The 15668-nt window shown below is 46.1% G+C and carries 13 protein-coding genes; all 13 read right to left on the bottom strand.

Annotation, left to right across the window (positions count from 1 at the left end):
* Nucleotides 1-2: 2 nt before the first annotated feature.
* Nucleotides 3-2663: a DNA polymerase I gene (gene polA / locus ACFSVM_RS05340; protein ID WP_379260782.1), complete on the bottom strand. Its 2661-nt coding sequence runs from the start codon at nucleotides 2661-2663 to the stop codon at nucleotides 3-5.
* A 125-nt stretch (nucleotides 2664-2788) separates the two neighbouring features.
* On the bottom strand, nucleotides 2789-3790 hold the full coding sequence (locus ACFSVM_RS05335) for a Gfo/Idh/MocA family protein (protein WP_379260780.1): 1002 nt from the start codon (nucleotides 3788-3790) through the stop codon (nucleotides 2789-2791).
* A gap of 14 nt (nucleotides 3791-3804) precedes the next feature.
* Nucleotides 3805-4641, bottom strand: a complete 837-nt coding sequence (locus ACFSVM_RS05330; RefSeq protein WP_076311401.1) for a carbohydrate ABC transporter permease — start codon at nucleotides 4639-4641, stop codon at nucleotides 3805-3807.
* Nucleotides 4642-4652: 11 nt separating this feature from the next.
* Complete coding sequence (locus ACFSVM_RS05325) at nucleotides 4653-5588, bottom strand: carbohydrate ABC transporter permease (protein WP_256209566.1); 936 nt, start codon at nucleotides 5586-5588, stop codon at nucleotides 4653-4655.
* A gap of 69 nt (nucleotides 5589-5657) precedes the next feature.
* Nucleotides 5658-6944, bottom strand: coding sequence for an ABC transporter substrate-binding protein (locus tag ACFSVM_RS05320; RefSeq protein ID WP_379260777.1), 1287 nt, complete (start codon nucleotides 6942-6944; stop codon nucleotides 5658-5660).
* A gap of 218 nt (nucleotides 6945-7162) precedes the next feature.
* Nucleotides 7163-8287, bottom strand: coding sequence for a GntR family transcriptional regulator (locus ACFSVM_RS05315; protein WP_379260775.1), 1125 nt, complete (start codon nucleotides 8285-8287; stop codon nucleotides 7163-7165).
* A 133-nt stretch (nucleotides 8288-8420) separates the two neighbouring features.
* On the bottom strand, nucleotides 8421-10016 hold the full coding sequence (locus ACFSVM_RS05310) for a glycine betaine ABC transporter substrate-binding protein (protein ID WP_379260773.1): 1596 nt from the start codon (nucleotides 10014-10016) through the stop codon (nucleotides 8421-8423).
* A 63-nt stretch (nucleotides 10017-10079) separates the two neighbouring features.
* The gene (locus tag ACFSVM_RS05305; RefSeq protein WP_379260771.1) at nucleotides 10080-10754 is read right to left on the bottom strand and encodes an ABC transporter permease; all 675 of its coding nucleotides are present in this window, start codon (nucleotides 10752-10754) and stop codon (nucleotides 10080-10082) included.
* Entirely contained in the window at nucleotides 10741-11898 is a 1158-nt protein-coding gene (locus tag ACFSVM_RS05300) for a betaine/proline/choline family ABC transporter ATP-binding protein (RefSeq protein ID WP_076311406.1), read from the bottom strand. Before ACFSVM_RS05300 ends, ACFSVM_RS05305 begins: the two co-directional genes overlap by 14 nt.
* A gap of 224 nt (nucleotides 11899-12122) precedes the next feature.
* Nucleotides 12123-12782, bottom strand: coding sequence for a phosphate signaling complex protein PhoU (gene phoU, locus ACFSVM_RS05295; RefSeq protein ID WP_076311407.1), 660 nt, complete (start codon nucleotides 12780-12782; stop codon nucleotides 12123-12125).
* A gap of 50 nt (nucleotides 12783-12832) precedes the next feature.
* Entirely contained in the window at nucleotides 12833-13591 is a 759-nt protein-coding gene (pstB, locus tag ACFSVM_RS05290) for a phosphate ABC transporter ATP-binding protein PstB (protein WP_379260768.1), read from the bottom strand.
* Nucleotides 13592-13762: 171 nt separating this feature from the next.
* A complete protein-coding gene (locus ACFSVM_RS05285; protein ID WP_076311409.1) occupies nucleotides 13763-14833 on the bottom strand; it encodes a methyl-accepting chemotaxis protein in 1071 nt (356 codons plus the stop codon).
* A gap of 109 nt (nucleotides 14834-14942) precedes the next feature.
* Entirely contained in the window at nucleotides 14943-15665 is a 723-nt protein-coding gene (locus tag ACFSVM_RS05280; protein WP_379260765.1) for a response regulator transcription factor, read from the bottom strand.
* Nucleotides 15666-15668: the final 3 nt, after the last annotated feature.

Raw genomic sequence — 15668 nt, 5'->3', positions numbered from 1 at the left:
GATTACTTCGCCTCGTACCAGTTTCTTCCGTAGCTAACCTCTGCCTTGAGCGGAACCGACAGCTGGAGCGCTTGCTCCATCACTTCCGGAACGAGCTTCTTCATCGTTTCCAGTTCCTCTTCTGGGACTTCAAATACAAGTTCGTCATGCACCTGAAGCAGCATCCGGCTCTGCAGTCCCTGCTTGGCAAGAGCAGCATCCATCTGAACCATGGCAAGCTTGATGATATCTGCAGCTGTACCCTGAATTGGTGTATTCATTGCAGTCCGTTCTGCAAAAGAGCGCAGGTTAAAGTTGCTTGCGTTGATCTCAGGCAGATACCGGCGTCGACCCATCAGAGTCGTTACGTAGCCGTCTTTTCTTGCTTCTTTTACAATATCATCCATGAACCTGCGAACGCCCTGGAATACGGCAAAATATTGTTCAATAAATTGTGCTGCTTCTTTGCGTGTAATATTTAGATTTTGTGACAGGCCGTAATCACTGATTCCGTACACGATACCAAAATTGACGGCTTTGGCAGAACGTCTCATATTACTGTCTACAGCATCCTTGTCCACCCCGAATACATCCATGGCCGTCTTCGTATGAATATCCATGTCATGCACAAAAGCTTCCTTGAGCCGCTCATCGTCCGAAATATGAGCCAGAACCCTCAGTTCAATCTGCGAGTAATCGGCAGCAAGAATGTACCAGTTCTCCTCCGAAGGTGCAAATACTTTACGAATCTTCCGTCCTTCTTCAAGACGAATCGGAATGTTCTGCAGATTCGGATACTGACTGCTCAGCCTTCCTGTAGCCGCGATGGTCTGACGATAATAGGTATGGACTTTGCTGGTCTCTGGAGAAATTTCTTTGAGAAGTCCCTCAATATATGTGGATTGCAGCTTGGCAATCGTACGGTATTCCAATATATACTGCACAATATCATGATAGGGAGCCAGCTTCTCCAGCACGTCTGCCCCCGTCGAGTAACCGGTCTTCGTCTTCTTGATCACAGGCAGCCCAAGCTTATCAAACAGAATCTCACCCAATTGCTTCGGAGAGTTCAGATTAAACTCCGTACCAGCGATTTCATAGATCTTCTCGACCAAGCCGCGGATCGTCTTCTCGAACTCTGCTCCCAGCTCCTTCAGATCGTTGATATTGGCCTTGATTCCCTGCTTCTCCATGTCAGCGAGTATTCTAGACAGCGGCATTTCCAAATCGTAGAACAGCTCATGCATCCCTGTCTCTTCCAGGTCCTTCTGTTGAAGCGGGATGATCCCTAGCAGTGAGGCTGTCTTGCGGGACAAGTGATCGGCCAGGACCTCCATATCAGGCACCTTATACTTCGCTCCCTTGCCCAGCACTTCGTCATCGGAAGCAAGCCGCGGCAGTGCATATTTGGCAGCAAGTCCTGTCAGGGTCTGATCGCTGTCGGTTGGATCAAGCAGATATCCTGCTAAGTGAGCATCAAAGGCAGCTCCGGCAAATTCAATACCGCATGCATGAAGTGCAAGATCTACCCTGTGCAGATCATATCCATGCTTCGGCTGATGCGTATCAGCAAACCATTCTCTGATTTGGACACAAGCATCCGATTTCAATATTTCAGGTGTAAGGAAGTAATAACGCTCCTGGGCGTAGATCACGATTCCAATAATATCTGCATGATGAGGGTTGTCCCCATGTGCTTCTACGTGAACAACCTTCACTTCTTCCAGCGCCGAGACGAGCTCCTGGGCGTTGTCTTCATTTACAATGACCACGTCCAGTTGAACAGCCTCCGGAGCGTCTTCTAAATCGTCATTCACCCGGTTCGCAGTAAAGGATAAGCGTTCCAGCAGGGATTTAAATTCGAGCTTACCCAGAGCAGGGGCTGCTGATTCTTCCTTCAGTCCATCGAATGCCATGTCATCCCAGGATTGATCCAGCGGAACCTCGCGATAGATTGTAGCCAGCTTCTTACTGAGCCTAGCATCGTCCGCATGGGTTTCAATCTTCTCCTTCATTTTCCCTTTCAGCTCACTGGTATGTTCAAGAACAGCCTCAACCGAACCGAATTGATGCAGGAGCTTCAGCGCAGTCTTCTCTCCAACGCCCGGAATCCCAGGAATATTATCTGAGGCATCGCCCATCAGACCTTTCAGATCAATAATTTGCAGCGGAGTAAGTCCATATTTCTCTTCAATCTCTTTCGGACCATAGGCTTCGATCTCAGAAACGCCTTTTCGAGTCAGAGCAATATTGACATGCTCAGAAGCAAGCTGCAGCATATCCTTATCTCCGGTAACGACCAGCACTTCCCGTCCTGCTTCATCCGCACGTTTGGTCAAGGTACCGATAATATCATCCGCCTCGTATCCTTCGAGTTCAAACTGAGCAATGCCAAAAGCCTTCAGCAAGTCCTTCAGCACAGGGAATTGTTCGGACAGCTCAGGGGGCGTCTTCTGTCGACCGCCTTTATACTCCTCGTATCCTTCATGACGGAACGTCACCTTGCCTGCATCAAAAGCAACCATCATATGAGTCGGCTTATGCTCCTCCAGCAGTCTTAGCAGCATCGTCGTGAATCCGTACACTGCATTCGTATGTAGACCGCTCGAATTCGTCAGCGGCGGCATTGCAAAAAACGCCCGATAAATAATGCTGTTACCATCTATTAAAATAAACTTCTCCATTAGACACCTCACACTGTGTTTTTGCTGTTTATATGATAACACAAGGGAACGGCTGTTCCAAAAAAAACAAGCAACCAGACTACGCAATAACGTCTCTGATTACTTGTTTTTTTGTGAAAACCCGTTTATTCAATAGATACAGGTGTCAGAATTCCTTTTCCAGCGCTGCTGATCATGGCAGCCTCCGTCACTTTTGCAATGTAAAGCCCACTCTCAGCGGGTGCAGAAGCGATCTCTCTTCTTCCAAGCAGCAGTTCAACGAAATCATGATTAGGATTACTAGATTCCGGCCATCGCTCTGGAGGTACCTCCCGAACTTCCTGTTCGCCGTCTAAAGCTTCATAGAGCCTGCCATTCCGAAAAAGCAGTGAACCTTGATCTCCATGTATGGATAAGTCCTCCTGCCACTTAATGCTTGCGCTGCCTACAACATGGAACGAGCCAATGGCTCCTCCCTCAAACTGAATGGTGACTGCTGAATCAATGTCGACTTCGGTTTGCCTGGTGTCGATCACCGCTGAGACCTGCAGCGGCCGCAATCCTGTAATCCACAATACAGCATCAAGCAAGTGACTGCCGGAATCGTTCAGCTGACCACCGCAGGATAAAGCCAGGCTCTGCCGCCAGGTGCCTCTCTGATCTACCAGCCAGCTCTGAGCCTGATATGCACTCACAAATTGAATGCGGCCCAACCTTCCGTCCGATACGCATTGCTTCATATACATATAAGGACCTAATAAATGACGTTGATATGCTACGGCAAGATGCTTGCCGCTGGCTGCCGCATGCGAAATAATTGCCTCTGCATTTGCTGCGCCATCTACAAAAGGCTTTTCCATGAGTACATGCAGTCCTGCCGTAAGGCAATCCATTCCCTGCTCATAATGCATTCGATGGGGAGATACGATGACGGCCGCATCCAGCTTCTCCTTTGCTAGTGCATCTTTATAGTCGGTATAAACACCTGCCTTCTCTAATTCGGGAAAATCAGCCTTAGCACCATCTAGTGCAGCCGTACTGGGATCTGCGAGCGCCGCAATTTCTGCTTCGGGAAGCTGTAGGATTCGGCGTATATGCTCTCTTCCCATTCCCCCGACTCCGATCATTAAAAAACGAATTTTGTCCATTCGCTATATTCCCCCTATCCCTTAATTCCACTGAAGGTAATCCCTTGTATAAATGTTTTCTGCAGGAAGAAAAACAATATAATAATCGGTGCTGTCATAATGGTCGATACCGCCATCATAAGTCCCCATTCCGTCCCTTTCTGACTTTGGAACTGCTGCAATCCGAGCGATAAAGTATATGACTCCGGATTGGTCAGATACAGCAGCGGTCCCATGAAATCCGTCCAGCTCGCCATGAACTGAAACAAGCCGACTGCCAGCACAGCGGATTTGGCCAAAGGCAGCATAATCTGCCAGTAAATCCGAAAATCCCCTGCCCCATCGATTCTCGCAGCATCCTTCAGCTCGTTAGGTAATCCCATAAAAAATTGCCGCAGCAAAAAGATATAGAATGGAACTCCGAAAAAAGCAGGCACAATTAACGGAAGCAGCGTACCAATCCAGTTCAGCTTATCGAACAAGAGAAACAGCGGAATCATCGTAACCTGACCAGGAATCATCATCACGGCTATGGTGATGAGAAATAAAGTCTTGCTGCCCCTCCACTGCAGCTTGGCGAAGCTGTAAGCAACCAGCGGCGAAGTTAAGACTACGCCCAGCGTACTGAAGCCGGTAATAATCAATGTGTTTTTCAAATAGGTAAAGAAGGGAATGTAGGTCATGGCATCCACATAATTGCTCCACATGAAGGGCTTCGGAATCCATTCCGGTGGGAAAGTGAACACCTGTTCCAGCGGCTTCAGTGAAGTAGACACCATCCAGATAAACGGGGCCAGAAAGAATACAGCTGCAATAAGCAGAAAGAGATGGGCACTGATTCGTTTTACATTACGTACTGTTTTGGCAGTCATATCCATCCCCCCTATTCGCCTTGATAGTGAACCCATTTTTTGGATGAACCAAAGATTATGGCTGTAAGCACCATCACAATAATAAACAAGATCCAGGCCATCGCTGATGCATATCCCATCTTGAAGAACTTGAATCCATTATCATACAGGTACATTACATAAAATTTCATGGAATCAGCTGGCGTTCCCTGACCATTCGTTAGTGTGTAGGGCAGCGTAAACTGCTGAAACGCATTGATTACACCCATGACCAGATTATAGAAAATAACGGGGGTGAGGAGTGGCAGCGTCACACTCTTCACCTTGCTGAACCAGCCGGCTCCATCAATCTCAGCAGCCTCATAATAGTCACTTGAAATATCATTCAGGCCTGCCAGATAGATCACAACGGATTGACCGATCCCCCACAGAGACATCAGGATCAGCGACGGTTTGGACCAGGTCTCCGATCCGAGCCATGCCGGGCCTTGTATCCCCATCCCGTCCAGAATACCGTTGACAAGACCAAATCCAGGATTAAGCAGCCACATCCAGAGTACAGCCATCGCGACAGCCGGAACCAGTGTTGGCAGGAAGAAGATCGTGCGGTAAACTGCCATTCCTCTAATCTTCATATTGAGCAGCATGGCTAAGGCCACACCAAAGAATATACTGAGCGGAACAAAAAACACGACAAAGTAAATGGTATTGTTGATGGATGTCCAGAACACAGAGTCCTTCATGAGAGATGCATAATTTTGGAAGCCTACAAATTCACCAGGCTGCAGGATGCTGTATGTGGTTAAGCTGAAATATAGAGATGAGACCAGTGGTGCCCCAAAGAACACGAGAAGTCCGATAACCCACGGTGAAGCGAACAGCCAGCCATATATATTGTCTCTATGGAGCCTGCGGCCCTTTTGTCTCATATTCACATGCTCTGTGCGGATCGGTTCCGATTTAATCAAGATTTACGCCTCCTGTTCAACTAGAGTGAAGTGAGGAATGATAGGTGTGCAGCAGCGTACGAACCTAAATTATTCATTCAATGCTTTGGATACATTATCGGTAACCTTCTTCAACAGTTCTTCTGGCGTTCCTTTGCCGCGTGTTGCCAGATCGACTGCGGATGCCAGCTCGTTCCAATACAGAGAGCCTTGTGTCATAACCGGACGGGCATGCGAGACGGGAAGCACATCAATAAATTCCTTGAAGATCGGATCCTCCTTATACCCAAGCTGTTCATTCACTTTATCCTTGATTGAAAAATCTCCACTGATTCTGCTGAAGATTTCTTGACCCTTCTCACCGGATAAAAATTTCATGAATTCCCACGCTGCATCCTGATTTTTTGAACCCTTCGGCATGACGGTCGCCCATCCTCCGGACCAGGTCGTGTGATTCTCTCCTGTAGGGGTTGGCATCGGAAACACACCATATTTCAAATCAGGGTTGAACTTCTTGGCCTGAGACACGGTCCATGGCCCTGATACTTGCATGCTCAATTGTCCGGTAAAGAATGGGTCCATCGTTGAGGTCCCCTGAGAGCTTGTAAAAGAGGCGATATCTTCAATGTTATATTTCTTAGCGTAATCCACCATCCAGGTAAGGGCTTCAATATTCTTCGGATGGTCTGCGGTTACATTCCCGTTCTCATCAAGGAATTCACCCCCAAATGCCCATCCCCAGCCATAGAACCATCCCTGCCCGTACCAAGGGATAAAGCCAATCTGCTTAAACCGGTTGCCTTCTTTGATCGTCAGCTTCTCAGCTACCGCCTCCAGTTCCTCGATGGTCTTCGGCGTCACTTCAGGATCTAGCCCCGCTTGTTCAAAATGCTCCTTGTTATAGAACACAAGTCGTGCATCGGTCGACGTCGGCATCGCATAGAGCTTGCCATCAAAGCTTGCTTCTTCCCACGCAAAAGGGTAGAAGCCATCCTCGGTAATCTGATCCCTTGCCGCTAATTCGGTTAAATCCGTCAGTGAGCCTTGGTTCGCCCAAGTAGCGACTTCAAATCGGTCAAAGTAAGCTACATCTGGAGCATTTCCACCGGCGACCGCAGCAAGCAGCTTCTCGTTCTTCCCTTCACCCTGCTGGGCGATATAGACAGAATTCACCTTGATGTCCGTATGCTCCGCTTCAAACGCCTTGATCACTTCTGCTATGGCGTCTCCCGTCAACTCTGTCATCGAATGCCAAAAAGTAATTGTTGTCTTTCCTTCTTGATCTGCTGATCCCCCGTCTGCATCCCCACCTGCACATCCTGACAATACTGTGCTGAATAACAGAACAAGCAAGCTCAAGCTCCTCTTTATAGCCATTCTTCTGACACCGCCTTTACCATATTTGGTTCAGATAACTGTAAGCGCTTACTGACATTCATAAAAAAATAAGACCAGTAAGTTAGTATGTAATGTATATATCAACTTAAGTCATCTGTAAACAGTACAATATCAGACCTTGCTCCATTTTGCAATATTAAGAATAAATATATTTTTATTCCAAAATGGAGCCAAGCAAAAAAAAGAAAGAGCGGCTCTTATGTAGAGCGCCCTTCCTTAAATTCAAATCCGAGCAAGGTCAGCTTCGGAACTTCCTTATTCTCAATTTGTGCGAACAGCAATTCGACTGCCGTCCTGCCCATCTTCTCTTCATACTGCCGGATATGCGTAAATCTTGGCCTGTTCAAGTGATCATACGGATCATCCGGGCAATCGAAGCAGACGATCGAGCAATCCTCTGGAACACGTAAGCCCATGGATTCCAGCAGCTTGTAGAGAATAATTGCAATCTCATACTCAGCACATACATAAGCCGTAATTTGAGGATGCTCCTCAAGCAGCTTTTTCATCAGCCTATACTCTCCTGAATGAGTATCACTCGATTTGCACGAGTAACCGCTCGGAATGTCTGTTATCAAATAATCGGAACACAGCCTTGTCCCGCTGGCCAAGAAGGCTTGCTGGAAACCAGCCAGCCGATCTTCAAGCGTTGAAGTTCGATTAGGATCCGGCGATATAAAAGCGATATGCTTATGTCCTGTCTCCAGTAAGTGAGCAGCGAGCTTATAGGCTGCGGTTTTGTTGTCCGTATGTACTGTACAGGCCTGTATCCCTTTCAAATTTCGATCCACCACTACGACAGGAAATTCATCCAGAATCATCTTGAGCAGCCGCTGATTGTACTCTCTGCTGTCTGCAGGGAATACAATAATGCCGTCCACCTGAAGATCTAATAGAGCATCAATCGCCGCTTCTTCCTCTTCTACAGAGTGATTGCTCCGCTTGATAACGAGGGAACCGCCGAGCTCAGCAATGGTCTTCTCAACCGCATACTGCAGCAATAATCCATAACCATCCGTATAGCTCGGAAAAATCGCTCCAATCAAACGGTCACATTTTGTTGACTCCTTCCCATCTCTGCCTGAAACGTCTTCGTTAGCTAGAGCATTGGAGACGTTGACATACGATCCTTTACCGCGAATTCTTACAATAACTCCTTCTTCAGCGAGCTGATCCAGTGCTTTTTTGGCTGTAATTCGACTGACCTGGTATTGATCTGTTAATTCTTTCTCTGAAGGAACCTGATCGCCAGGCTGCAGTCGGCCGGTGTCGATTTCATTTAGAAGAGATGTAATAATTTGTTGATATAAAGGTTGGTTCATACACATTTCCTTCCAAAAATTTATAATATACCAACTATATCAACTTAGGTTTACAGCGTCAATTTTGTTTATTACACGAAAAAGCCCGTCACATGAGTAGTGTGACGGACCTATATTCGATCTCAGGTGTATCCTAAGACTTAGCAACTTTAAAACGATTCGACAATCTTCCGAGAATAATATCCGCAAGAATGGCCAGCAATGCGGCGGGGATAGCCCCTGCCAGGATCTTGATATTGTGACGCTGGTTCAGACCTGCATAAATTTCACGGCCAAGTCCATCTCCACCAATAAGCGGTGCAAGCGTTGCAACACCAATCGCAATGACCGCTGCTACACGTAAACCAGCCATCAGGAATGGCAGGGATAGCGGCATTTCTACCTTCCACAGCAACTGAAGCGGACTCATCCCCATCCCTTTACCCGCATCCTTAATGCCTGCATTGACCTCGGAAAGGCCAACGTAGGTATTACGAACAACTGGGTTTAAGCTGTACAGGAACAACCCGACAACCACGGTTGCATTGCCTAATCCAACAAGCACCATTAGAAGTGCAAGCAGTGCCAAGCTAGGTAGCACCTGAATAATATTCGTGATGAACATGATTACACGTCCCGTTCTCTGATAACGCGCACTTATAATTCCTAGCGGGATCCCAATTACAAGGGCAAGCCCCAGTCCGCATAGTACCATTACAATGTGTACCCATGTCATATTCCATAGGTAGGATGCATTCTCTGTTAAGTAATATCCAAACTTCTGCAGTGGAGGTGCATCCGGGTTCATTACGGACGCAGGAAGCTTGGATTCATCAAGCAGCCCTTGGTCCACCAAATACATTAGAGCCACATTTTTCGGCTCCATTTTGTTAACATCCACCTGATAATTGAGATCCGTCATTGTGTCGGCATCAATCGTGCCAATCAATAAGGATAGTGTTTCATCGAGTTCTGGGTATTCGGCCAGCAGCTCTTTTTTCACGACAGTCGATGCATCAAAGGGCGGGAAGAATTGCTTGTCGTCCTCCAGTGTAACGAGATTAAATTCCTTCAGACCCGGGTCTGTGGTGTAAGCAAGTACGACATCTACAATCTTATCCGCTACCGCTTGATATACGAGCGAGATTTCCATCGGCGAAGTCGATGCGAATGTATAACCATATTCCTTCGTAAAGGCCGGATAACCGTCAGCAGGACGTTCCAGCCAGGTTGTATCCACACCGATACTCATATTCCCTGCGTGCTCTTTGAGATCGGACATTGTACTTAAACCATATTGTTCAGCTACCTCTGGTCTTACAGCCAAGGTATACGTATTTTCGAATCCAAGCGGATCATACCACTTCAAGTTATACAATTCATCAAAACCATCCTGTGCCTGTCTCAGCACTGCTGCCCGATCCTTGGTGTCTTCGATTTCAAAATACCCGTTAAATATTTCCCCTGAGTACAGTGTACCCATGTCCACTTCGCCCTGGGCGATGGAACGGAGAACGACACTGGAGGCAGCCAGGTCCGTCTTAATATCTACACTTAGATCGGTTCGATCTTCAATTAACGCCTTATACATCTCGGCAAGTATCTTCGTTTCCGTAAATGTCTGGGTTCCGATCGTTACATCTGCTGCGGCAGCCTTGCTTGGAATGCTTACTGAAAATAGCGTAATCACCAAGACCAGCGTGAACAGCGAACGTATCGTTTTAGACCATTTCTGATTTAATACTCTCATATTTCTATATCTCCCTCTTTCTTCATGGCTTTGAAGTGTGAACAACCTGCTGATGAAGCTTTATTACGCATTTGCTCTGGCACTATTCTTTTTCGGGGTGAATGCTTTCTCGACAATGCTTAACACGAGGTCAGCCAGCAATGCGAAAAGAATGGCCGAAATGGCACCTGCTACGATCAGCTCCGTCTTATTCACGCCTAGACCTGACACAATTAATTGGCCAAGGCCACCGGCTCCAACAAGGCCTGCAAGGGTGGTCCAACTGATAATATAAACGGTCGTAATTCGGATTCCTGACATGATGTATGGAACGGCTAAAGGAAGCTCGATTTGGAACAAGCTTTGAAGTCGGCTATAGCCCATTCCCTTAGATGCGTCCCGGAGTGCTGGATCTACAGACTGTAAACCTGCGTAAGTGTTCCGCAGTAACGGCAGTAAGGAGTATAGAAACAACGCAATGACCGCGGGTGTCATCCCAATGCCGAAGAGCGGAATCATCAGCGCCAGCAGCGCCAGACTCGGTATGGTCTGAAACAGATTTGCCACGCTAAACACAATCGAGTTGACCCATTTGATCTCACTTCTTGAGATCATAATTGCGACCGGAATGGCGACCACGATCCCAAGCAGTGTTGCAATCAGCGCAATGAGTGCATGCTGTCCTGCAGCACTGAGAATATCAGGGTAACGTTCACCTACAAATACAAAGAAATTCGCTATGGCATCAAAGATTTGCATTGGCATCTGCCTCCTCTGTATCCGGAGTATACACATCCGCCAGAAGTCTTACCACACTACCCCTTGTAATAAGACCTAGGAACTGCCCATGTTCATCCACCACAGGGAGATTGGATAAATGATGCTCATTCAGAATCGCCAGCGCGGTCGTAACCGAAGTTCCACGCTGTACCACATGCTCTACAGGAGTCATAATATCCGCAATCTTCTTATCTTCCTCACGATAATGCTTGATTAACTGGTAGATCGTAACTGTACCGAGGAGACGCTTGGATTTGTCGACAATAACGAGGGAGTCAACCTTGCGTCTTTGAAGGATCGTTACCGATTCAGCAATTCCCCGGGTTGGGAAAGCGGTAGCAGGATTATCAATCATGACCTCCTCAACATTCGGGAAGTCACTTTCACTATTTGAGATCATCCGATTCTTACCAATGAAGCTCTCGACAAAAGGACTCGCCGGGTGACGCAAGATTTGGTCCGGTGTCCCGACCTGTTCAATCTGACCATCCTTCATAAGCACGATGGTATCCGCAAGCTTAATCGCCTCGTCCATATCATGCGTTACGAATACAATCGTCTTCTTGACCTCTGTCTGCAGTCGGATGAGTTCATCCTGGAGCTCTTCTCTACTAATCGGGTCCAGAGCGCTGAACGGTTCGTCTAAGAGAATAATGTCCGGGTCTGCGGCAAGGGCACGAATGACCCCAATTCGCTGCTGTTGACCTCCGCTGAGCTCTGAAGGATAACGATTTCCAAACGTCTCAGGACTGAGCCTAACCTGGTTCATCAGTTCATTTACTCGGTTATCGATTTTTTCCTTATCCCATTTCTGCAGACGAGGTACAACACCTACATTTTTCGCTATTGTCATATTTGGAAACAGACCTACACTCTGAATGACATAGCCGATCTTCCGCCTAAGCTCAACCGCATCCATCTTGGAAATATCATCGCCATTGATTAGAATCTGTCCGTGTGAAGGTACATTCAATCGGTTAATCATTCGCATCGTCGTTGTTTTCCCACATCCGGACGGTCCGATAAACACCGTTATTTCGCCTCGCTTAATCTCAAGGTTTATTCCCTTTAATGCCTCGAAACCATCATCGTACACTTTCTTAACACCTTTGAATTCAATCACAAATACGTTCCCCCTATTTAGAATTACTCACCTTATTCATTGTCACGCAAATAACAAAAAGAGCCGTTGTATAACGGGCTCAGGTTTTAACCGCTATATCCATTTGCTTGGTGAGTTGCTTAAGCGACAAAGTATTATTACCCAATTTTGAGCATAAAAAAACAGATTTATCCGAAAAAGTTGAAAAAACTTTTTTTTCGGCATAAATCTGTTTTCTCTGTTCCTTATTGATTCAGGTCTGGACGCTTGCCGGTAACCAAATATACGGTGCTTTCGCCGATATTCGTTGCATGATCACCAATTCGCTCGATATATCTTCCTACAAGCATCAGCAGCATCACTTGGGAAGCATCTTGAGGATGATCAGCCATATAGCTGTACAGATCGGTAATAATCCGACTGTACAATTGATCTACGCCATCATCTCTTTTAGCCATTTGATAAGCCAAATCTGAATTCTCTTCAAGATAAGATTGAATGGATTCGTCGATCATCACTTTCACGATATCTGCCATTTGAGGGATATCAATCAGCGGTTTAATTAGCTCCTGACCTTCTAGACGTAAAGTCACTTTTGCAACGTCCAGTGCCAGGTCACCCATTCTTTCAAGATCACTTGAAATTTTAAAGGCAACGATAATTCTGCGAAGGTCCTTCGCTACAGGCTGCTGAGTAATAATCAATTTAGTACCGATATCCATGATGCGTTCTTCCATGGCGTTCAGTTTAACGTCTTCACTTACTACCTTTTGTGCCAGCCCTTGATCCGAGGTTTTCAAGCTTGTTATAGAATCAACTAATGCCTTATTTACGTGCTCTGCCATTTGAAGCAGCAAATCACGGAGTTCATTCAATTCACGATCAAAACTTTTTCTACGAATCATACTGCAGTTCCTCCCTTGGATGAGTCAAGCTAAGCTGGTACAAATATTACTTAACCAAAACGCCCTGATACGTAATCTTCTGTTCTAGAATCCTGCGGGTTAGAGAAGATTTCATTCGTATCTTGCGCTTCAATCACTTCCCCATTGAGGAAAAATACAGTTTTGCCCGATACGCGTGCCGCCTGGTGCATATTGTGCGTTACCATCACGATGGTGTATTTCTCTTGGAGCTCCTGCACCAGCTCTTCAATCTTGAGTGTCGAGATAGGATCAAGCGCGGAAGTCGCTTCATCCATCAAGAGCACTTCCGGCTGAACCGCAAGTGCTCTCGCAATACAGAGACGCTGCTGCTGGCCACCGGATAGAGAGAGGGCCGATCTCTTGAGATAATCCTTCACTTCATCCCATAAGGCTGCTTGTCTCAAGCTCTGTTCTACAAGCTCATCAAGGACCTTCTTGTCTGTCGTCCCATGAAGTCGAGGGCCATAAGCGATGTTGTCATAAATCGATTTAGGAAATGGATTGGGCTGCTGAAATACCATCCCTACCTGTTTACGAAGGTTCTCTACAGGCAGATTCTCACCATATATATTTTGGCCATCGAGCTCAACGATTCCTTCAATACGGGTTCCTGTAATCATATCGTTCATACGATTTAACGTACGCAGAAGCGTTGATTTACCACATCCCGATGGACCAATGAAAGCCGTAACGGTGTTTTTTGGAATATCCAAATTTACATTTTTTAAAGCATGAAAGGATTCGTAGTACAAGTTTAAATTCTTTATATCAATCATGGTAGTGTTCATCCGTATGCTATCTCCTTTACTGCCTAACAAAATAAGAAATACAAATAATCATTAATCTATATAGTCGTCAGAAACTGCTTCATTGTATCAAATTATTGTTAAGGCTGTATAAACAATTGTTAACGCTATGTAAAATATAGTCTCACTTACGTCTATCACCTTACTAACTAATCATTCAGCAGCAAGCGATGTGAGCGTTTTGTGGACCATCTCTGTTACATGAGCAGCATCGGATATTGAAGCCAGAATCTCCTCACTCGTACGAGACATTTCCCTCGTCGTAGATTGAACAGAATTATAAGCTTCATTACCAAGAGCAATATCTTCAGAGCTTGAGGCGATTTCAGCTGCGCTTTCTTTTGCAATAAGAGCGGTCAGATGTATTTTGTCTCTGATGAGGTTTAATAATTCAGTGATTTGATCGGCTAGCGTTCCTGTCTGACCCGACAGCTTCCTCACCTCATCTGCAATTACGCGAAAAGATCTGCCATATTCCTTAGCATGAGCCGCCTCAATGGATGCGTTAATCGCCAGCAAATGACTGCTCTCTGCGAGCTCGCGAATGGAAGAAGTAAGATTAGATATATCGCTGACCTTAACCATCTGTTCTTCGGCTTGTGAGCGCTGAGCCTTCGTCTGTTCCAGAACCGAACGATAGGATTCCTGAATGTGTCCAAGGGAAACACTGCCCTTCTCTGTTAGCTGGGTTAATTGTGCAATACCCTCTGTATTTTTCAGTACAGCCTGTCTTACTTTTTGAACGGCCGTATCCACCTCATGCAATTTGGATTGACTGTGCTCGATGACCTCTGTTCGTGACTTTTTTGCAATCTTTTGTATATCTCTTGACATATTCATTAAGTCGCGAACCGTAAGCACACCCACGTAACGCCCTTCTTCATGCATAATGACACAATGATAAAAAGATTCGTCCTCCCGGTCTACTGCCCGATCTACAATCTCTTCGGCAGACAGCCCGGTGCTTAATATTAATGGATGCTCTGCCATAAAGGATACAACGGATCTGTGATCATACAGTTCAGCAGCAAATCGGTTCGCATACTTTTGAAACACGGTATCCCGCATAATCAGTCCTACGATCGAATCATTCTGATCTCCAATGACAACACAAGAGAGCGTTTCATCCTGCTTCATCATCGCAAACAATGACTTACCTGTCATATCTTGCGGTACCATCGGCATTTGGCGGCAATAGGCCACAGCTTCCAGATCTTTTTTCATCGTAACTACCCCTTTAGAATTAGTTCTAAAGGCTCATTTTATATACATGTGATGAAGGATGATCTTGTATTTTGTAAAGGGAATGTAAAATTAAATGTTGTGATTTATTTTATTGATGCACTTTTTTCTTCCCAGCAACAAGCTTGTACCCTACTCCGCGAATCGAATCAATATGCACTGTCTCAGGGTCCAGTTCCAGCTTCTTGCGAAGAGAACTCACATGGACATCCACCGTACGCTGCCCCCCAATATAATCAAACCCCCATACTGCATTCATCAAATCATCACGAGTAAGGACTACGCCGGGCTTTTTGGCCAGATATAACAGCACCTCAAACTCTTTTGGACGCAAATTAATGGATTGCCCGCTCAGCAGCACTTCATATTTCTCCGGATAGATCTCGAGCTCACCAAGAACAATACGAGAGTCATCTTCCCTCTCGACGGGGCGTGTCTCTTCAACACCAGTAACTCTTCTGAGCACGGCATCTACACGAGCTAATAGCTCGGATACACCAAATGGCTTCGTTATATAATCATCGGCTCCGAGCTTAAGGCCCTGAACGACTTCATTCTCACCGTTCTTGGCCGTCAGAATAATAACGGGTGTCTTCACACCCGAGGATCTTAATTTACTGAGTATCTCTAATCCGTTCATCCCTGGCAGCATTAAATCAAGCAGTATGAGATCAAATTCTTGTGAAGAAGCTCTATTGTAACCAGAGGAACCATGATCCTCCACGGTCACGTCATGGCCCTCTTGGGTAAGATTGTAGGAAAGCAATCTAGCAAGTGTAGGTTCATCTTCTATAACAAGCAATCGTTGTGGCATCGT

The organism is Paenibacillus shunpengii (genome assembly GCF_042684905.1).
GTDB classification, from domain to species: domain Bacteria; phylum Bacillota; class Bacilli; order Paenibacillales; family Paenibacillaceae; genus Paenibacillus; species Paenibacillus shunpengii.
The sequence above is the reverse complement of the archived record's forward strand: the minus strand, read 5'-3'. Positions and strand labels throughout refer to the sequence as shown.